Origin of the sequence: Streptomyces sp. WM4235, assembly GCF_001279725.1 — a bacterium.
In the GTDB taxonomy this organism is placed as follows: domain Bacteria; phylum Actinomycetota; class Actinomycetes; order Streptomycetales; family Streptomycetaceae; genus Streptomyces.
Window position 1 is genome coordinate 139236 of record NZ_LGDE01000469.1, and the last position, 17667, is coordinate 156902.

At 71.7% G+C, this 17667-nt stretch carries 18 protein-coding genes and 2 pseudogenes; 6 read left to right on the plus strand and 14 right to left on the minus strand.

What is annotated here, in order from left to right; translation table 11 throughout:
• The first annotated feature begins 92 nt into the window (after positions 1–92).
• From ADK55_RS34575 to ADK55_RS34580, 3 genes are all read left to right on the plus strand, one after another.
• Positions 93–1352, plus strand: coding sequence for an SAV2148 family HEPN domain-containing protein (locus ADK55_RS34575; RefSeq protein WP_053684790.1), 1260 nt, complete (start codon positions 93–95; stop codon positions 1350–1352).
• Between the two features lie 105 nt (positions 1353–1457).
• Entirely contained in the window at positions 1458–1616 is a 159-nt protein-coding gene (locus ADK55_RS38195; RefSeq protein WP_371591461.1) for a hypothetical protein, read from the plus strand.
• Complete coding sequence (locus ADK55_RS34580) at positions 1616–2329, plus strand: 3'-5' exonuclease (RefSeq protein WP_053684792.1); 714 nt, start codon at positions 1616–1618, stop codon at positions 2327–2329. The genes ADK55_RS38195 and ADK55_RS34580 overlap by 1 nt, the downstream gene beginning before the upstream one ends.
• Here ADK55_RS34580 and ADK55_RS40350 read toward each other — a convergent pair.
• The 3 genes from ADK55_RS40350 to ADK55_RS34590 all read right to left on the minus strand — a co-directional run bounded on the left by ADK55_RS40350 (position 2310) and on the right by ADK55_RS34590 (position 4268).
• Positions 2310–2900, minus strand: coding sequence for a hypothetical protein (locus ADK55_RS40350; RefSeq protein ID WP_053684794.1), 591 nt, complete (start codon positions 2898–2900; stop codon positions 2310–2312). The two genes, ADK55_RS34580 and ADK55_RS40350, sit on opposite strands and share 20 nt — an antisense overlap.
• A gap of 6 nt (positions 2901–2906) precedes the next feature.
• A complete protein-coding gene (locus ADK55_RS40615; protein ID WP_267887375.1) occupies positions 2907–3038 on the minus strand; it encodes a hypothetical protein in 132 nt (43 codons plus the stop codon).
• Between the two features lie 375 nt (positions 3039–3413).
• Positions 3414–4268: a phosphotransferase enzyme family protein gene (locus ADK55_RS34590; protein ID WP_053684796.1), complete on the minus strand. Its 855-nt coding sequence runs from the start codon at positions 4266–4268 to the stop codon at positions 3414–3416.
• Between the two features lie 116 nt (positions 4269–4384).
• Between ADK55_RS34590 and mgt the strand changes: the two are divergent.
• Positions 4385–5646, plus strand: a pseudogene (gene mgt, locus ADK55_RS34595) (macrolide-inactivating glycosyltransferase).
• Positions 5643–6194 carry a DUF1697 domain-containing protein gene (locus ADK55_RS34600; RefSeq protein ID WP_053684799.1) on the plus strand — a complete coding sequence of 184 codons (552 nt, stop codon included), beginning with the start codon at positions 5643–5645 and terminating at the stop codon, positions 6192–6194. The pseudogene mgt and the gene ADK55_RS34600 overlap by 4 nt, the downstream one beginning before the upstream one ends.
• A 49-nt stretch (positions 6195–6243) precedes the next feature.
• On the opposite strand, the gene ADK55_RS34605 is transcribed toward ADK55_RS34600, so the two are convergent.
• Entirely contained in the window at positions 6244–7092 is an 849-nt protein-coding gene (locus ADK55_RS34605; protein WP_053684801.1) for an aldo/keto reductase, read from the minus strand.
• A 44-nt stretch (positions 7093–7136) separates the two neighbouring features.
• Between ADK55_RS34605 and ADK55_RS34610 the strand changes: the two genes are divergently transcribed.
• Positions 7137–8138, plus strand: a complete 1002-nt coding sequence (locus tag ADK55_RS34610) for a ketopantoate reductase family protein (protein ID WP_053684803.1) — start codon at positions 7137–7139, stop codon at positions 8136–8138.
• A gap of 18 nt (positions 8139–8156) precedes the next feature.
• On the opposite strand, the gene ADK55_RS34615 is transcribed toward ADK55_RS34610, so the two are convergent.
• From ADK55_RS34615 to ADK55_RS34665, 10 genes and pseudogenes are all read right to left on the minus strand, one after another.
• On the minus strand, positions 8157–8918 hold the full coding sequence (locus ADK55_RS34615; protein WP_053684804.1) for a sirohydrochlorin chelatase: 762 nt from the start codon (positions 8916–8918) through the stop codon (positions 8157–8159).
• A 5-nt stretch (positions 8919–8923) separates the two neighbouring features.
• Complete coding sequence (locus ADK55_RS34620; protein WP_053684806.1) at positions 8924–9823, minus strand: ABC transporter permease; 900 nt, start codon at positions 9821–9823, stop codon at positions 8924–8926.
• The gene (locus ADK55_RS34625; RefSeq protein ID WP_053684808.1) at positions 9810–10601 is read right to left on the minus strand and encodes an ABC transporter ATP-binding protein; all 792 of its coding nucleotides are present in this window, start codon (positions 10599–10601) and stop codon (positions 9810–9812) included. Before ADK55_RS34625 ends, ADK55_RS34620 begins: the two co-directional genes overlap by 14 nt.
• Before the next feature lie 37 nt (positions 10602–10638).
• Positions 10639–11786: pseudogene (locus ADK55_RS34630) on the minus strand (aliphatic sulfonate ABC transporter substrate-binding protein).
• Between the two features lie 201 nt (positions 11787–11987).
• On the minus strand, positions 11988–13337 hold the full coding sequence (locus ADK55_RS34640; protein WP_053684812.1) for a sulfate adenylyltransferase subunit 1: 1350 nt from the start codon (positions 13335–13337) through the stop codon (positions 11988–11990).
• 2 nt (positions 13338–13339) lie between these two features.
• Positions 13340–14278 (minus strand): sulfate adenylyltransferase subunit CysD, encoded by a 939-nt coding sequence (cysD, locus tag ADK55_RS34645; RefSeq protein ID WP_053684814.1) that lies wholly within the window; start codon positions 14276–14278, stop codon positions 13340–13342.
• On the minus strand, positions 14275–14820 hold the full coding sequence (gene cysC, locus ADK55_RS34650; RefSeq protein ID WP_053684816.1) for an adenylyl-sulfate kinase: 546 nt from the start codon (positions 14818–14820) through the stop codon (positions 14275–14277). The genes cysD and cysC overlap by 4 nt, the downstream gene beginning before the upstream one ends.
• A 44-nt stretch (positions 14821–14864) precedes the next feature.
• A complete protein-coding gene (locus ADK55_RS34655) occupies positions 14865–15566 on the minus strand; it encodes a phosphoadenylyl-sulfate reductase (RefSeq protein ID WP_053684817.1) in 702 nt (233 codons plus the stop codon).
• Positions 15563–15742 (minus strand): hypothetical protein, encoded by a 180-nt coding sequence (locus tag ADK55_RS34660; protein WP_053684819.1) that lies wholly within the window; start codon positions 15740–15742, stop codon positions 15563–15565. The genes ADK55_RS34655 and ADK55_RS34660 overlap by 4 nt, the downstream gene beginning before the upstream one ends.
• Positions 15739–17451 carry a nitrite/sulfite reductase gene (locus tag ADK55_RS34665; RefSeq protein ID WP_053684821.1) on the minus strand — a complete coding sequence of 571 codons (1713 nt, stop codon included), beginning with the start codon at positions 17449–17451 and terminating at the stop codon, positions 15739–15741. The genes ADK55_RS34660 and ADK55_RS34665 overlap by 4 nt, the downstream gene beginning before the upstream one ends.
• Positions 17452–17667 lie beyond the last annotated feature (216 nt).

Below are 17667 nucleotides of genomic sequence, written 5' to 3' on the forward strand. Positions count from 1 at the left end.
TAAGGGCCATCGGGCTGCATCCGGCCGCGCGCGCGGAGTACCCTTCCGTGATCACTGGAGACGGGCGTCCAGACGCAGAAGGCGGTGCACGGGTGAGCTCGGGAGGTCTGGAGCTGCCCCCTGGTGACAGCGGTCACGAGGGTGGCCCGGCGGACACCGCGGGGGGCGGGCCCGCGGGAGTGCCGGCCGGAGCGGTCTCGCTGGCCCCGCCGGAGACCGGAGGAACCCGGGCCGGAGCCGAACTGGACTGGAGCGCGGACGCCTGGAGCGAGGTCCGGACCCGGGCCCAGCGGGCGGGACGCGCGTACATCTGGCTGAACCTCATCGAACAGCGGCTGCGCTCGGTGGTCGGGGCGGTGCTGCGGCCGATCTACGAGCCGGCGCACGGCGGGGACGACTGGGTGGTCGCCGCCGCCGGGCCCGCCGGTCAGGAGTGGGTGCAGCGGGCGGTGGCCGTGCGCGAGGTCAGCCGGCGCAAGGGCTACCTCCTGGACTCGGCCGACGACAACGTCCTGAGCTTCCTGACGCTGCCGCAGTTGCGGGAGCTGATGGTCCAGCACTGGCCCTGCTTCGAACCGTACTTCGACGACCGGCGCGAGATCGAGCTGGCCCTCGACGAGCTGGAGGTCACCCGGAACGTCGTCTCCCGCAACCGGGCCCTGTCGCGGGCGGTGCTGGAGCAGGCCGAGCGGGCCTCGGCGCGACTGCTGGAGGTGCTCGGCGGCGGCTCGGGCTCCCCGTCGGCCGACCGGCTGCCGATCGACGCCGTCGAGGACCTGGTCGGGGACCGGTACGCGGACGTCATCTCGGTCCACCCGGACCGGGTGCGGCTCCAGCGGCAACTGCCGGCGGAGGACCTGTTCGGCGGGGCGCGCCGGCTCGACGCCATCGGCATAGGCCTCAACCTGCTGGTCCAGAACTTCTCCGGGCGAAGACTCGTACGGCTCACCGAGGCGGGCTGCCGGGTCCGACTGCTCTTCCTGAACCCGGCCAGCAGCGCCGTCAAACGCCGCGAACGGGAACTGGGGCTGCGCAAGGGGGAGCTCAGCCGCTCGGTCGAGATGAACATCCTGCACGTGCGGCGGGTCCGGGCCGGCCTGCGCGACCCCTCGCGCTTCGACATCCACGTCTTCGACGAGACCCCGCGCTTCACCGCGTACCTGGTGGAGGGCGAGTCCTCGGGGATCGCCGTGGTCCAGTCGTACCTGCGCCGGGCCCGCGGCATGGAGGCCCCCGTGCTCGTGCTGCGCGGGGGCGGGCGGGGCGTGCCCAAGGACGCCGACCACGGGCTGTTCACGACGTACCGGGAGGAATTCGAATCGGTGTGGGAGGACTCCCGGCCGGTGTCGTGACCCGCGCGCCGCCGGACGACGGCCCGACCCGGCGACCGGGCTGTCAGTACCCCGTGGCAGGCTGAAAGTCATTGACCGGAAGTTCGTACGGGGGAGGGGCGCGTCATGGCGGCGTGGCACGGGGGAACGTTGGTCGGGCTCGACCTGGAGACGACCGGCACGGAACCGGGGGAGTCGCGGATCGTGACCGCCGCTGCGGTCGAGGTGCGCGACGGCGAAGCGCGGAGCCGGCCGGCGACCCACGCCGGAACGAGGGCCGCGTGATGAGCTGGATCAGTGGACCGTTGGTGGCCTTCGACCTGGAGACCACGGGCACCGACGTCGAGACCGACCGCATCGTCACGGCGGCGGTCGTGCGGCTGGATTCGGCCGGGGCCGTATCGGCCGAGCGGACCTGGTTGCTGGATCCAGGGGTGGCGATACCGGAGCAGGCATCGGCGATCCACGGCATCTCGACGGAACACGCCCGCGAGCACGGGGTGCCGGCCGCTTCCGCCATAGAGGAGATCGCACAGGCAGTCGCCGAGGGGCTGCGGCTCGGCACGCCGCTGGTGGTGATGAACGCACGCTACGACCTGTCACTGCTGGACCGTGAGTGTCGGCGGCACGAGGTCGAGTCGATCAGCGAGCGGCTGGGCAGTGTGCCTTCGCCCGTCATCGATCCGCTGGTGATCGACAAGCACGTCGACAAGTACCGGAGGGGCAAGCGGGCCCTCCACGCACTGTGTGACCACTACGGGGTGTCGCTCGACGACGCGCACGACGCGAGGGCCGATGCCGTGGCCGCAGCCCGGGTGGTGCGACGCATGGGCGAGAAGCACCGTCCCGTCGCCGCGATGCCGTTGGCGGATCTGCATGACCTTCAGGTGCGCGCGGCGGCCGAGCAGTCGGTCTCCTTGCAGGCGTATCTGCGGCGTACCGCGGATCCGACGACGGTCGTCGAGCCGGCCTGGCCACTCATTCCCCGGAGACGATGACGGCGCCGCTCAGCGCTCTCCGGAGGGGAGCGCCTGTAGGTGGGAGAGAGTGATCCGGCGCCGTGGAACGTCGACGTCCATGATGTTCACGAGCAGGCCGTCTCCGACCCGAACCACGTCCTCGGGCCGGTCCACGTGTCAAGGCCCAGTTCCGGTCACTCGGCGTCGGCTCGGTCCGCCACCGGGCGCGCAGGACGCCGTCGCTGTCGGGCAGGACCGCGGTGAACAGCGGGTGGCGTTCGTCGAGGGTCAAGGACAGGGCCGTGGCGGCACGGGCGCCCGCCACCCGGGCGGCCAGTTCGCCGTACTCCGACTCGTCGACCGTCGTGCTGGAGATGACCCCGTTCTCGTCCTCCCACACGAACTCCACCGGACCCTCGTCGGGAAGCGAGGCGAGGACCGCGTCGACATCGGCGGACAGGTCGGGCCAGACGGTCAACTGGGCACGCGGGGTCAGTCGGGCGCGTACCGCATCGATCGTGTCCTCGGTGAGGCGGTGCCAATGGGAGACATTGTGTAGGTACCCCTCCTCCAGCATCGCCGCGTGCCGCATGGCGACGGACCAGCGCACACGCGCTTAGAAGTCCTCGTCGGCGGGCCGCTGCACACCGGGCTCGTCGAAGTCCGCGTCGTAGGGCGAGGCCTCCAGCCGCTCCGGGCCCGGCGAGGCCGTGGCCGTCGATCGTCGGCTCCAGGCCGAAGCGGACAAGGAAGGAGATCTCCGGCTCGCGAACGGCCAGACGGTCGATGCCGGTGTCCTCGGCGAAGGCGGCAATCGCTCGCAGATACGCGCCCTCGACCGGTCCGTGGTCGCTGATCGTGTCCTCGGCGCCGATGTAACCGCCGCGCTCGTCGCGATCGGCAGGGTCGTACTTGGTGATCCGGTGGACGAAGGACGGCACGCTGCTCCCCGTGGTTGTCGACGATGCCCGCTCGGCGGTCGATCTCGTGATCGGGAGCATGGGGCGGGTGGGCCGGCGCATCGCCGCCTTCGAGGATGGCGACCGGGATCACCTTCCGCAAGCGGGACATCGTGCGCATCCGGCCGCGGCGGGGTGTGTGCGCGCGGTCGAACTCCCGCGGCTCAGAAGGGATGCCAGCGCGTCGCGGTGTCGCCGTCCCGCAGCGAGGCGACCCGGCGGCGGAACTCCGCCAGCGCCTTCGGGTTGTCCGGCGCGTGCTGGGAGACCCAGGCGCAACTCGCCGTCTCCCGGGCGCCGCGCAGGACCGCGCAGCCCTCCCACTCGCGCACGTCCCATCCGTACGCCGTCACGAACGCCTCGTACGAGGCGGTGGGCAGCCCGTAGCGGTCGCGGGACAGGGCCATCACCACCAGGTCGTGTTCGCGAAGGTCGCTCGACACGGTCTCCAGGTCCACCAGTACCGGCCCGTCCGGCCCCACGTGGACGTTGCGGGGCAGGGCGTCGCCGTGGATCGGGCCGAGGGGGAGGCGCGGGGTCAGCGCGGCGACCTCGGTCGCGTACGCGTCGCGGCGGGCCCTCAGGTACGCGGCGTCCGCCGGGTCGACGGCCCCGCCGGCGAACCGCAGCCAGCGTTCCACTCCGCCCAGCAGGTCGCGCGCCGGCAGGGTGAACGGCGGCGCGGGCAACGCGTGGATCAGGCGCAGCAGGGCCGCGAGGTCCTCGGGTCCCGCCGGTCGGACCGCGGCGGGCAATCGGTGCCACAGGGTCACGGGGTGCCCGGCCACCAGCCTGGCCGACGGCTCGGCGGCGCGCACGGCGGGGACTCCGGCCTGCGCGAGCCAGCCCGCCACGGCCAACTCGCGCTCGGCGCGCTCCAACAGCGCCGCCTCGCGGCCCACCTTGGCCACCAGGTCGTCGCCGACCGCGAAGACGGCGTTCTCGCCGAAGGTCAGCAGATCGGCCCGGCCGGTGAGGCCCGCCGCTGTGAGTACGTCCCTGGCCCGCGCCTCGTCCATGCCTGCTGTCCGCCGTCTCTCCGGATCGTGGTGAATCCGCCAAGTCTGTCATCCCGGCGTGATCGGCCCGGCACCCCGGCGCGCGGCACCCCCGGGGGGCGGCGGGGAGAAACCCGTTGCACGAGACGTCTCGTCTCGTTATGGTCGGAACATGACCCCAGTCAAGCCCGCGCACATCGCCATGTTCTCCATCGCCGCGCACGGACACGTGAACCCGAGCATCGAGGTGATCCGGGAGCTCGTCGCCCGCGGCCACCGCGTCAGCTACGCCATTCCCGCCTCCTTCGCCGAGAAGGTCGCGGCGACCGGCGCCACCCCGGTGATCTGGGAATCCACCCTCCCCACCGAGGACAACCCCGAGGCCTGGGGCACCGAACTCATCGACAACATCGAGCCCTTCCTCGACGACGCCATCCAGGCGCTGCCCCGACTCGCCGCCGCCTTCGAAGGGGACGAGCCCGACCTCGTCATCCACGACATCACCTCCTACCCGGCGATCGTCCTGGCCCGCCGCTGGGGCGTCCCCGACGTCTCCCTCTCCCCGAACCTGGTCGCCTGGACCGGCTACGAGGAGGAGGTCGCCGCACCCATGACCGCGCAACTGCGCGCCGGCGAACGCGGCAGGGCCTACTACGCCCGCTTTCGCGCCTGGCTCGACGAGAACGGCATCGCCGAGGACTCCGACCATCTGATCGGCCGCCCCCGGCGCAGCATCGTGCTCATCCCCAAGGCGCTGCAACCGCACGCCGACCGGGTCGACGAGTCCGTGTACACCTTCGTCGGCGCCTGCCAGGGCGACCGGGCCGCCGACCAGGGCACCTGGACCCGCCCCGCCGACGCCGCCGGGAAGAAGGTGCTCCTGGTCTCGCTCGGCTCCGCCTTCACGGACCGGCCCGACTTCTACCGGGCGTGCGTCGAGGCCTTCGGCGACCTGCCCGACTGGCACGTCGTCCTCCAGATCGGCAAGAAGACCGACATCGCCGCACTCGGCGCCATCCCCGACCACATCGAGGTGCACCGCTGGGTGCCCCAACTCGACGTCCTGCGCCAGGCCGACGCCTTCATCACCCACGCGGGCGCCGGCGGCAGCCAGGAAGGCATGGCCACCGCCACCCCGATGGTCGCGGTCCCGCAGGCCGTGGACCAGTTCGGCAACGCCGACGTGCTCCAGGCGCTCGGCATCGCCCGCCACGTCCCCATGGAGGAGGCCGACGCCACGACCCTGCGCGAGGCGGTCCTCGCACTCGTCGCCGACCCCGAGGTCGCCGCCCGCGCCGAGGCCGTCCGCGCCGCGATGGCCGCGGAGGGCGGCACGCGCCGGGCCGCCGACCTCATCGAGGCCGAACTGTCCGACCCCCGCCCTATCGTTCGGGCATGACACCTCGGAAGTACGCCGCACTGCTGCGCGGCATCAACGTCGGCGGCCACAAGAAGGTCCCCATGGCCGAACTGCGCCAGGTCCTGGAGGGCCTCGGCCACCAAGACGTACGGACGTACCTGCAGAGCGGCAACGCCGTCTTCGGCAGCGCGGAACGGGACACCACCATTCTCGCCCGCGCGCTGGAGGCGGCCATCGAGGCCCACTTCGGCTTCACGGTGCCCTGCCTGGTGGTCGACGGCGACCACCTGCGGGCCGTCGCCGACGCCTGCCCCTTCCCCGCCGCCGAGCTGGAGGGCAGGCAACTGCACGCCACCTTCTGCTCCGAGCAACCCGGCGAGGAGCGCTTCGCCGCCATCGACGCACCCGCCTTCCTCCCCGAGGAGTTCCGGGTCGGCGACCGGGTCGTCTACCTCCACACCCCGGACGGCCTCGGCCGATCGAAGCTGGCCGAGGTCCTGGCCAGGCCCGCCGTCGTGAAGGGGCTCGACGTGACCACCCGGAACTGGAACACGGTCGTCAAGCTCGTCGAACTCACCCGGGACTGAGCCGGAGCGGACCCGCCGCACGGCCGCCGGCCATGCGGCGCGCCACGCGCTACGCCACCAGGGCGTCCAGCAGGGCGAGTTCCCGCGGGGCGAGCGGGATCGTCGCCGCGGCCAGGTTCTCCGCGAGATGCGCGGGAGATCCGGTACCCGGCGTGGGGCACAGGTTCGGGGAGTGGTGCAACAGCCAGGCCAGGGCGATCTGCCCCGGACCCGCCCCGTGCCCGCCCGCGACCGCGGTGACCGCGGCCGCGCTCTCGCGGGTCAGGGTCCCGCTGCCCAGCGGGTAGTAGGGCAGGAAGGCGACCCCGTGCGCCTCGCACAACGCCAGCACGTCGGCCGAGGAACGGTCCAGCAGGTTGTACGGGTTCTGCACCGACGCGATCGGCATCAGCTCCACCGCCGACGCCAACTGCGCCGCCGTCACCGTGTCCAGGCCGACGTGCCGGATCTTGCCCTCGGCCTGCAACTGGGCCAGCAGGCCGAGCTGTTCCACCGCGGGGAGGGCCGGATCCAGGCGGTGCAACTGGTACAGGTCGATCCGCTCCACCCGCAGCCGGCGCAGGCTCGCCTCGCACTGCTCCCGCAGCCGCTCCGGACGGCCCGACACGTGCCAGAGGTCCGGACCGGTACGCACCACCCCGCCCTTGGTGGCGATCACCAGCCGCTCGTCGTACGGGTACAGGGCCTCCGCGATCAGCTCCTCCGCCAGATCGGGCCCGTAGTTGTCGGCCGTGTCGATCAGGGTCACCCCGAGTTCCACGGCCGTGCGCAGCAGGGCCAGGGCCTCGGCCGGGTCCCCGCGCGGACCCCAGTAGCCGGGGCCGACCAGACCACCCGTACCGAGCCCGAGGCGGCGCACGGGCAGGTCCCCACCGAGTCTGAACATCGTGTCCGTCATGGCCCGACGGTAACCCGGGACGCCGGATGTGCCAGGCTCTGCGGATGCGTTACATCATCATCGGCGCCGGGGCGATCGGCGCGACCATCGGCGGCCGGCTCGCACGGACGGGCCGGGAGGTCGTCCTGTCCGCACGCGGCGCGCACGCCGAGGCGCTGCGGGCCGACGGGCTGCGGCTCACGACCACCGACGGGACGCAGGTGCACCGGCTGCCCGTCGTCACCGGCCCGGCGGAACTCGGCGAGCTGCGCCCGGACGACGTGCTGCTGCTGTCCGTGAAGACGCAGGACGCCATCGCGGCACTGGACGCGTGGGGCGACGCGGAGGTCACGGGCGGCGGCACGGCCGCGCAGCGACTGCCCGTGCTGTGTCTGCAGAACGGCGTGGAGAGCGAACGGCTGGCGCTGCGCCGCTTCGCCCGGGTGTACGGGGTGTGCGTCTGGCTGCCCGCGACCTTCCTGGAGCCGGGCGTGGTCTCCGCGCTGTGCGCGCCCCTGACCGGGATCCTGCACCTGGGCCGGGCGGCCGGCGGCAGCGACGCACGGATCCGGGCCGTCGCCGCCGACCTGGAGGAGTCCGGGTTCGAGGCGCCCGTCGTCGAGGACGTGACGCGGTGGAAGTACGCGAAGCTGCTCGGCAACCTCGGCAACGCGATCCAGGCGACGACCGGCCCCGAACCGGATCCCGCGAAGGCGGCGTTGCTGCTCCGGGCGATCCGCGAGGCGAAGGCGGCCTTCGAGTCCGCCGGCATCGCGTATGCGTCCGAGGCGGAGCAGACGGCGGCGCGCGCGGGGAAGGTGGACCAGCCGCCGGGGGTGCGGGGCGGGTCGTCCTGGCAGAGCCTGGCGCGCGGCACGGGATCGGTCGAGGCGGACTACCTCAACGGGGAGATCTCCCTGCTCGGCCGGCTGCACGGCGTGGCCACCCCGGTGAACGACACCCTGCGGCACGCGGCGAACATCTTCGCCCGGGAGAACCTCCCGCCGGGCGCCATGTCCATCACGGACCTGACGGCCCTCGCCGACGAGGCGGCGGCCCGCGCCTGACGGGGTGGGACCGGCCGCTCAGGCCGACAGCGCCGAGAGGCGGGCGGGAGCCAGGGCGGCCGCGTCGTAGCGGCGTAGCAGCAGCCGGGCCAACTCGGGGGCGGCGCCCAGGACATCGGCGAGCACGTCCGCGCCCGCGGCCTCGGCGCCCGCCGCGATCCGGTCCGGGAGCCGGCCGGGGGCGATGACGTACGGGGCCACGGCCACCCGCCGCACGCCCTCGGCGCGCAGCGCCCGCACCGCGTCCTCCGTACGGGGCAGTGCCGCGGAGGCGAACGCGGGCCGCACGGCGCACCAACCGGTGTGCCGCCACTCCCGCGCGATTTCAGCGATCACCGCGCTCGCCTCCGGGTCCGAGGAACCGGCGGACGCGAGCACCACACCGGTGCCGGCGCGATCCGCCGGGGTGAGGCCGGCTTCGAGGAGCCGGCGCTCCAGGGCCGCCGTCAGCAGGGGCGACGGCCCGAGTACGTCCGCGACCCGGACCGCGAGTCCCGGGAGGCGCACGCAGGCCTCCGACAACACGGCCGGGATGTCGGTCTTGGCGTGGAAGGCCCGGGTCAGCAGCAGCGGGAGGGCCACCACGTCCCGGACACCGGACGCGTACAGGGAGGACAGCACCTGGTCCACGCGGGGGGCGTTGAAGTCCAGGTACGCCGTCTCCACCCGCAGTCCGGGCCGCAGCGCCCGCGCACGCCGGGTGAGGGCGTGCACGGTCGCCGCGTGCCGCGGATCACGGCTGCCGTGGGCGATGACGAGGAGTGCGGGGGCGGCGTGCACGGGACTCAGCTCTTGACCAGCAGGCCGCGGCTGCGCAGCACGTACCGCTCGACGGGGCTGAAGATCAGCAGGTCGATCGCGATGCCGACGACCAGGATCAGGATGATCGCGAGGAACACGCCCGGCAGGTCGATGTTGTTGCGGCCGTTCTCCAACAGCTGGCCCAGCCCGAGGCCCAGGTCGGGCGAGCTGGCGATGATCTCGGCGGCCATCAGGGAACGCCAGGAGAAGGCCCAGCCCTGCTTGAGACCGGCCAGGTAGCCGGGCAGCGCGGCCGGCATGACGATGTGTCGGGCCCCACGCAGGCCGGTGGCCCCGAGGGTGCGGCCGGCCCGCAGGTACAGCGGCGGGACCTGGTCGATGCCGGACACGAGTCCGTTGGCGATCGAGGGGACCGCGCCGAGCAGGATCACGGTGTACATCATGGCGTCGTTGAGGCCGAACCAGAGGACGGCCGGGGGCACCCAGGCGACCGAGGGCAGGGACTGGAGACCCTGGAGGATCGGGCCTATCGCGGCGCGGACGAACTTCACCCGGGCGACGAGCAGGCCGAGCGGGGTGCCGATGGCCAGGGCCAGCAGGAAGCCGAGCAGACCACGGGAGACGCTGGTCCAGACGACCTCCAGCAGCGTGCCCTGGAGCCACATGGCGGACAGGCTGTCCCACACCGCGGACAGCGACGGCAGCTTCGTCTCGTCGGTGATCTTCGTCGCGACGAGGACCTGCCAGACGACGAGGACCAGACCGACGGCGACGACCGGCGGCAGGACCTTCTTGACGAGGACCTCGCCGATCGGGGTGCGGTGCGTCTGGACCGCGTCGAGGGCGTCCAGGCCGGCCTCCAGGCCCGCCAGATCGTCCGTGCCCTTGGCCGTGCCCTTGAGCTTGGTGTCAGTGCTGGCCATGGCGGCGGATCTCCCCACGCAGGTGTTCAGTGATCTCGACGGACAGCTCCGCGACGTCCGCGTCCTCGATGCGGCGCGGCTGCGGGATGCCCACGGTCCATTCCTTCGCGATCCGTCCGGGACGCGAGGAGAGCAGGACCACGCGCTGGGCGAGGCGGACGGCCTCGCGCACGTTGTGCGTGACGAACAGGACGGAGACGTTGGTCTCCTCCCAGATGCGGGTGAGTTCGCCGTGCAGGACGTCCCGGGTGATGGCGTCCAGGGCCGCGAACGGCTCGTCCATCAGCAGGAGTTCACTGTCCTGCGCCAGGGCCCGGGCGAGCGCCACGCGCTGGCGCATGCCGCCCGACAGTTCGTGGACGCGCTTGCCGTACGCGCCGCCGAGCCGCACCAGTTCCAGCAGCCGCTCGGCCTCCGGGCGGCGCTCCGTCTTCGCCACCCCGCGCAGACGCAGGGCGAGCTCGATGTTCTTGCCCGCCGTCAACCACGGGAAGAGCGCGTGCTCCTGGAACATCAGGGCCGGGCGGCCGGAGGTCTCGATGGTGCCCACGCTGGGCTTGTCGAGACCGGCGACGAGGTTGAGCAGGGTGGACTTGCCACACCCCGACGCCCCCAGGATGGTGACGAACTCGCCGGGAGCGACATCGAGACTGATGTCGTCCAGGACGAGCTGCGATCCGGCCGGGCCGGAGAAGGACTTCGAAACGTTTTCGATGCGGGCGGCGTGCCCGTGCTCGGCCGCGGTGCCCTCGGCAGCCTTGGCAAGTGTGGTGGCCATGGTCGTCACCTCCTGGGGATTCTCTGCTGACCGGGGGTTACTTGGCGCCGAGGCCGGCGTCGGAGACCTCGGGCTTGCCGGCGGTCTTGAGGACCTTGTTGAGGAGTTTCAGGTCGTAGATGCCGGTGAGGTGTAGATGCCGGTGAGGTCGGGTTCCTGGATGAGCTTGGCTTTGACGGCCCAGTCGGATTCGGTCTTGAGGGTGCCGGCGAGGGGGTCGTCGGTGACGAGGATGCTCGGCCAGGCGGGGTCGATGACCTTGGCGTCGAGTGCCTTGCCGCTGAGGGTTTTGAGGGCGGCGTTGGCGGAGGCTTTGGCCTTGTCGGGGTTGGTGTTGATCCAGTCGTTGGTCTTGACGGTGCCGGTCAGGACGGCTTCGACGACGTCGGGGTGCTCTTTGAGGAACTTCTGGGACACGATGATGTTGGTGATGACGAACTTCTTGTCGGGCCAGAGGTCGGTTTCGTCGAGGAGGACCTTGGCGCCTTCGGAGACGAGTTTGGAGGCGGTGGGTTCGGGGACCCAGGCGCCGTCGATGGAGCCTTGTTTGTAGGCGTCGGGGGTGACCTTGTTGTCGGTGCGGACGACGGAGACGTCGCCCTTGCCGGATTCGGGGTCGACGTTCCAGCCCTTGGTGCCGATCCAGTTGAGGAAGGCGACGTCTTGGGTGTTGCCCTTTTGGGGGGTGGCGATCTTCTTGCCCTTGATGTCGTCGAGGGTTTTGATCTTGTCGGGGTTGACGACGAGCTTGACGCCGCCGGAGGCGGAGCCGGAGATGATGCGCAGGTTGGTGCTCTTGGATTTGACGTAGCCGTTGATGGAGGGGGAGGGGCCGATGAAGCCGATGTCGAGGGAGCCGCCGTTGAGGGCTTCGATTTCGGAGGGGCCGGCGTTGAAGGTCTGCGGCTTGATGGTGGTGGTGCCGAGTTCCTTGGCGATGAGGCCTTCGTGGATGCCGACGAGGGCGGTGGCGTGGGTGAGGTTGGGGAAGTAGCCGATGCGGACCTCGGGGGCGGAGAGCTTCTTGCCCTCGGCGCCGGCGGGTGCGGGCTTGTCGGCGGACTTGTCCTTCTCGGCGTCCGAGCCGTAACCGCAGGAGGCGAGCGCGCCGATCAACAGCGGCAGGGCGGCGGCGACGACAACGCTGCGGCGCGGGGTCTTACGGGCGGTACCGGTGGCAGGCACGGGAGAGCTTCCTCTCAAGGCGTCGATTCACGACGCACGTCTTCGTCTACGGAGCGGGGGCGACGCGTGGGGGGTGAGGGCGCGCGAGCGGTGCGCGTACGTCATCACGCACATCGCGCCACGCCTCCCTGGCCGCTGCCGAGGGAGCCGCTGCCGACGCGGCCGCCCTCCTTCGCGAACGTCGCGTAGATGTCGAGCACGTCAGAAATCCCACCCTTCCTCATCCGCCTGCACGGTGGTGTGGGCCTGGGAGGCGAAGGACTCGCCCGCCATGCCCGCGGCCAGGGTGGTTCCGTCGGCCGGGTCGATCAGCAGGAAGGACCCGGTACGACGCGAGGCCGCGTACGCGTCCAGCGCCAGCGGCTCGGCCGTGCGCACGACGACGCGGCCGATGTCGTTCGCGACGAGCTGCCCCGGGTTCGGGTGCTGGGACAGGTCGTCCAGGGTGAGCCGCGAGGGGATCTCCTTGACGATCGCCTTCACCGTGCGCGTCGTGTGCTTGAGCAGCACCCGGGCGCCCACGGCCAGCGGCTGGTCGGCCACGTGGCAGACCGTCGCCTCGACGTCCTGGGTCGTGGCCGGCGCGCTCGCGGACGGCGCGATCAGGTCGCCGCGCGAGATGTCGATGTCGTCCCGCAGCCGCAGCGTCACCGACTGAGGCGCCCAGGCGATGTCCACGCTCTCGCCGAGCGCGTCGATCCCCTCGATCACCGAGGTGCGGCCCGACGGGAGGACCGTGACGGCCTCGCCGACACGCAGCACGCCGGAGGCGATCTGACCCGCGTAGCCGCGGTAGTCGGGGTGCTCCGCCGACTGGGGGCGGATCACGTACTGCACGGGGAAGCGGGCCGGGCAGGCGGTCAGGTCGTGGCTGACCGGGACCGTCTCCAGGTGCTCCAGCACGGTCGGGCCGCCGTACCAGTCCATGTTCGCGGAGGGCTCCACCACGTTGTCGCCGGCCAGCGCCGAGATCGGGATGGCGGTGATCTCCGGGACGCCCAGGTCGGAGGCGTACGCGGTGAACTCCTCGGCGATCCTCGCGAAGGCCTTCTCCTCGTAGCCCACCAGGTCCATCTTGTTGACGGCCAGGACCACGTGCGGGACCCGCAGCAGGGCCGCGACGGCCGCGTGCCGCCGGGTCTGCTCGATCACGCCGTTGCGGGCGTCGACCAGGACGACCGCCAGGTCGGCGGTGGAGGCACCGGTGACCATGTTCCGGGTGTACTGCACGTGCCCGGGGGTGTCCGCGAGGATGAACCGGCGCCGGGTCGTCGCGAAGTAGCGGTACGCCACGTCGATCGTGATGCCCTGCTCCCGCTCGGCCCGCAGGCCGTCGGTCAGCAGCGCGAGGTCGGGGGTGTCCTGGCCGCGCTGGGCGGAGACGGCCTCGACGGCCTCCAGCTGGTCGGTCAGGATCGACTTGGAGTCGTGCAACAGCCGCCCGACCAGGGTGGACTTGCCGTCGTCGACGGAACCGGCGGTCGCGAAGCGCAGCAGCGTGGTCGCTGAAGGGTCGACGAAGCCGGCGACCTGCTCGGTGGTGGAGGTCATGTCTAGAAGTACCCTTCGCGCTTGCGGTCTTCCATCGCGGCCTCGGACATCTTGTCGTCGGCGCGGGTCGCGCCCCGCTCGGTGAGCCGGGAGGCGGCGATCTCGGTGATCACGGCGTCCAGCGTGGTGGCGTCGGAGTCGACGGCACCCGTGCAGGACATGTCACCGACGGTCCGGTAGCGGATGAGACGCGTCTCGGTGGACTCGTCCCGCTTCGGGCCGCCCCATTCGCCGGCCGTCAACCACATGCCGTTGCGCCGGAACACCTCGCGCTCGTGGGCGAAGTAGATCTCCGGGAGCTCGATGCCCTCGCGGGCGATGTACTGCCACACGTCCAGCTCGGTCCAGTTGGAGAGCGGGAAGACGCGCACGTGCTCGCCGGGGGCGTGGCGGCCGTTGTAGAGCTGCCACAGTTCGGGCCGCTGGCGGCGCGGGTCCCACTGGGAGAACTCGTCGCGCAGGGAGAACACCCGCTCCTTGGCGCGGGCCTTCTCCTCGTCACGGCGGCCACCGCCGAAGACCGCGTCGAACCTCAGCCGCTGGATCGCCTCCGTGAGGGGGACGGTCTGCAGCGGGTTGCGGACGCCGTCCGGGCGCTCGCGGAGCTTGCCCGCGTCGATGTACTCCTGGACGGAGGCCACGTGCAGGCGCAGGTTGTGCTTCTCCACGGCCCGGTCGCGGTACGCGAGGACCTCGGGGAAGTTGTGGCCGGTGTCCACGTGCAGCAGCGTGAAGGGGACCGGCGCCGGGGCGAAGGCCTTCAGCGCCAGGTGCAGCATGACGATGGAGTCCTTGCCGCCGGAGAACAGCACCACCGGCTTCTCGAACTCGCCCGCCACCTCGCGGAAGATGTGCACGGCCTCCGATTCGAGGGCGTCGAGGTGCGACAGCGCGTAGGGCGCGTCCGTCCCTTCGTGGACGTGTGCGACGGTGGCCGTCATGCCAGACCCCTCTCGGTGAGCAGCGCGTGCAGGGCCGAGGCCGACTCGTGCACGGACTGCGTGTGCGACTCGATGCGGAGGTCCGGGGACTCCGGCGCCTCGTACGGGTCGTCGACGCCGGTCAGACCGGATATCTCGCCCGCCGCCTGCTTGGCGTACAGGCCCTTCACGTCGCGCTCGGAGCAGACCTCGACCGGGGTGGCCACATGGACCTCCAGGTACGTGGTGCCCTCGGCGGCGTGCCGCTTGCGGACGGCCTCCCGGCTGTCCGCGAACGGCGCGATCACCGGCACGAGCGCCTTGACGCCGTTGCTCGCGAGGAGTTCGGCGACGAACCCGATGCGCTGCACGTTGGTGTGCCGGTCCTCGCGGCCGAAGCCGAGGCCGGCGGAGAGGAACTCGCGGATCTCGTCACCGTCGAGGACCTCCACCCGGTGGCCGTCGGCGCGCAGCCGCTCGGCCAGCGCGTAGGCGATCGTGGTCTTGCCCGCGCTCGGCAGCCCGGTCAGCCACACGGTGGCGCCCTGGTCGCTCACGCTCATCGTTCTCGTCTCCGTCGGTTCTTCGTTCGCTTGGCGTTCGGTCATCAGCCGTGCAGCCCACACTCGGTCTTGGCGCGCCCGGCCCACCGGCCGGCCCTGGCGTCCTCGCCCTCGACCACCCGGCGGGTGCAGGGGGCGCAGCCGACGGAGGCGTAACCGTCCGTCAGCAGCGGGTTGGTGAGCACGCCGTGCTCGGTGACGTACGCGTCCACGTCGTCCTGCGTCCAGCGGGCGATCGGCGAGACCTTCACCTTGCGGCGCTTCTCGTCCCAGCCGACGACCGGGGTGTTCGCCCGGGTCGGGGACTCGTCGCGGCGCAGACCCGTCGCCCAGGCCTCGTACGCGACCAGGCCCTCTTCGAGGGGCTTGACCTTGCGCAGCGCGCAGCACAGGTCGGGGTCCCGGTCGTGCAGCCGGGGGCCGTGCTCGGCGTCCTGCTCGGCCACCGTGCGCCGCGGGGTGAGGGTGATGACGTTGACGTCCATCACGGCCTCGACCGCGTCCCGGGTGCCGATGGTCTCCTCGAAGTGGTAGCCCGTGTCGAGGAAGACCACGTCCAGGCCGGGGGAGACCCGGGACGCGAGGTGGGCCACGACGGCGTCCTCCATGGAGGAGGTCACCGCGAACTTCTCGCCGAAGGTCTCGGTGGCCCAGCGCAGGATCTCCAGCGCGGAGGCGTCCTCCAGGTCACGGCCCGCCTGCTCGGCCAGCGCCTTGAGGTCGCGCGTCTCCTGAACGGTCGTCATGTCTCTTCGCCTCCACCGGAGTTGGACTGAACGCCTCGGGACAGCAGCCCGAGGTACTTCAGCTGGAAGGCTCGGTTGCAGGCCCTGCATTCCCAGGCGCCGTGACCCGTCTCGTTGGGGAACAGGTCCTCGTCGCCGCAGTACGGGCAGTAGAAGGGGGCCGCTCGCTCGCTCACGACAGGGCCTCGTCACTCGCTCGGGTCACCCAGGCGGCGAAGCGCTCGCCCTCCTCGCGCTGCTCCTGGAAGCGCGTGACGACCCGCTCGACGTAGTCGGGCAGACCGGCCGCGGTGACCTTCAGACCGCGGACCTTGCGGCCGAAGCCGGCCTCCAGGCCGAGCGCGCCACCGAGGTGGACCTGGTAGCCCTCGACCTGGTTGCCGTCGTCGTCCAGGACCAGTTGGCCCTTGAGACCGATGTCCGCGACCTGGATGCGGGCGCAGGCGTTCGGGCAGCCGTTGATGTTGATGGTCAGCGGTTCGGCGAAGTCAGGCAGGCGCCGCTCCAGCTCGTCGATCAGCGAGGCGCCGCGCGCCTTGGTCTCGACGATGGCGAGCTTGCAGAACTCGATGCCGGTGCAGGCCATGGTGCCGCGGCGGAAGGGGGAGGGCTTGACCCGCAGGTCCAGTGCCTCCAGGGCGGCCACGACCGAGTCGACCTGGTCGGGCTCGATGTCGAGGACGATCATCTTCTGCTCGGCGGTGGTGCGCAGCCGGTCGGAGCCGTGCTGCCGGGCCACGTCCGCGATCTTGGTCAGGGTGGCCCCGTCCACGCGTCCCACGCGGGGCGCGAAACCGACGTAGAAACGGCCGTCCTTCTGCTCGTGCACGCCGACGTGGTCGCGCCACTCGCCCGAGGGCTGCTCGGGGGCGGGGCCGTCCGTCAGCTCGCGCTTCAGGTACTCGTCCTCCAGTACCTGGCGGAACCGGGCCGGGCCCCAGTCGGCGACGAGGAACTTCAGGCGGGCGCGGTTGCGCAGCCGGCGGTAGCCGTAGTCGCGGAAGATCGAGATGACGCCCTCGTAGACGTCCGGGACCTCGTCGAGCGAGACCCAGGTGCCCAGGCGCACACCCAGCTTGGGGTTGGTGGAGAGGCCACCGCCGACCCACACGTCGAAACCGGGGCCGTGCTCGGGGTGGTTCACGCCGACGAAGGCGATGTCGTTGATCTCGTGCGCCACGTCGAGCAGCGGCGAGCCGGAGATCGCGGACTTGAACTTGCGGGGCAGGTTGGAGAAGTCCGGGTTGCCGACGATCCGGCGGTAGATCTCGTCGATCGCGGGGCTGCCGTCGATGATCTCGTCCCGGGCGATGCCGGCGACGGGAGAACCGAGGATCACGCGGGGCGTGTCACCGCAGGCCTCGGTGGTCGAGAGGCCGACGGCCTCCAGGCGGCGCCAGATCTCCGGGACGTCCTCGATCCGGATCCAGTGGTACTGCACGTTCTGACGGTCCGTGAGGTCGGCGGTGCCGCGGGCGAACTCCTCGGAGATCTCGCCGATGACGCGCAACTGCTCGGTGGTCAGCCGGCCGCCGTCGATGCGGACGCGCAGCATGAAGTACTTGTCGTCCAGCTCCTCCGGCTCCAGGATCGCGGTCTTGCCGCCGTCGATCCCGGGCTTGCGCTGGGTGTAGAGGCCCCACCAGCGCATGCGGCCGCGCAGGTCGTTGGGGTCGATCGAGTCGAAGCCCGCCTTGGAGTAGATCGTCTCAATGCGTGTCCGCACATTGAGACCGTCGTCGTCCTTCTTGAACTGCTCGTTGCCGTTGAGGGGCGTGTGGTGTCCGACGGCCCACTGACCCTCGCCGCGGTGACGGCCGGTCTTGCGGCGCGCGGCTGCGGCCGCGGGGGCTGCGGCTGCGGGCGTTTCGGGGGTGGCGGCCATGGCGGTACGTCCTTCTCGGGCGGCTCGGGGCAGGGGCAGGGGGCGCGGCGGGGTGCGCCCCGACGGTGCGCCCGCCGCTGAGCGGGTGCGGCGCAGTGCCACTCCTCACCGGGATTGCCGGTGGTCGGAGCGGTGTTCGGCCTTCAGGGGGCGGGCGGTCCTACGGATGGTCGACGGGTCCGCGGCGGCGGGGACGGCGTCGACGTGCGGCGGTGG

Excerpts from the sequence above, each read along its gene's own strand:
- cysD (WP_053684814.1), bottom strand. The coding sequence starts at position 14,278 with ATGACGGCCACCGTCGCACACGTCCACGAAGGGACGGACGCGCCCTAC.
- ADK55_RS34620 (WP_053684806.1), bottom strand. The coding sequence starts at position 9,823 with ATGGCCAGCACTGACACCAAGCTCAAGGGCACGGCCAAGGGCACGGAC.
- ADK55_RS34590 (WP_053684796.1), bottom strand. The coding sequence starts at position 4,268 with ATGGACGAGGCGCGGGCCAGGGACGTACTCACAGCGGCGGGCCTCACC.
- cysC (WP_053684816.1), bottom strand. The coding sequence starts at position 14,820 with ATGAGCGTGAGCGACCAGGGCGCCACCGTGTGGCTGACCGGGCTGCCG.
- ADK55_RS34610 (WP_053684803.1), top strand. The coding sequence starts at position 7,137 with ATGCGTTACATCATCATCGGCGCCGGGGCGATCGGCGCGACCATCGGC.
- ADK55_RS34655 (WP_053684817.1), bottom strand. The coding sequence starts at position 15,566 with ATGACGACCGTTCAGGAGACGCGCGACCTCAAGGCGCTGGCCGAGCAG.
- ADK55_RS38195 (WP_371591461.1), top strand. The coding sequence starts at position 1,458 with ATGGCGGCGTGGCACGGGGGAACGTTGGTCGGGCTCGACCTGGAGACG.
- ADK55_RS34580 (WP_053684792.1), top strand. The coding sequence starts at position 1,616 with ATGAGCTGGATCAGTGGACCGTTGGTGGCCTTCGACCTGGAGACCACG.
- ADK55_RS34625 (WP_053684808.1), bottom strand. The coding sequence starts at position 10,601 with ATGGCCACCACACTTGCCAAGGCTGCCGAGGGCACCGCGGCCGAGCAC.
- ADK55_RS34605 (WP_053684801.1), bottom strand. The coding sequence starts at position 7,092 with ATGACGGACACGATGTTCAGACTCGGTGGGGACCTGCCCGTGCGCCGC.
- ADK55_RS34665 (WP_053684821.1), bottom strand. The coding sequence starts at position 17,451 with ATGGCCGCCACCCCCGAAACGCCCGCAGCCGCAGCCCCCGCGGCCGCA.
- ADK55_RS34640 (WP_053684812.1), bottom strand. The coding sequence starts at position 13,337 with ATGACCTCCACCACCGAGCAGGTCGCCGGCTTCGTCGACCCTTCAGCG.
- ADK55_RS34600 (WP_053684799.1), top strand. The coding sequence starts at position 5,643 with ATGACACCTCGGAAGTACGCCGCACTGCTGCGCGGCATCAACGTCGGC.